At 65.2% G+C, this 348-nt stretch carries 1 protein-coding gene; it reads left to right on the forward strand.

Features of this window, described 5'->3' with window-relative positions; translation table 11 throughout:
* Window positions 1-348: acyltransferase domain-containing protein (locus IE94_RS36800; protein WP_037924956.1), on the forward strand; the 348-nt coding region annotated here is incomplete at both ends.

Genomic DNA, 348 nt, shown 5'->3' on the forward strand with positions numbered 1-348 from the left:
CACGTCGAAACCATCGAGCAGCACCTGACCGAAGCCCTCGCGGGCATCACACCCCAGACCTCCGCAGTGCCCTTCTTCTCCACCGTCCAGCCCGGATTCATCCACACCACGGAACTCGACGCCGGTTACTGGTACCGCAACCTCCGCCAGACCGTCCACTTCCACACCGCCATCGAACAGCTCACCGACAGCGGCCACACCACCTACATCGAGTCCAGCGCCCACCCCGTCCTCACCTACAGCATCGAAGAAGTCGAGGGCGCCGACACCATCACCGGCACCCTCCGCCGCAACGAAGGCACCCTCACCCGACTCCTCACCTCCGCAGCACACCTCCACACCCACGGG

The organism is Streptomyces violaceorubidus (assembly GCF_000717995.1).
Classification (GTDB): Bacteria; Actinomycetota; Actinomycetes; order Streptomycetales; family Streptomycetaceae; genus Streptomyces; species Streptomyces violaceorubidus.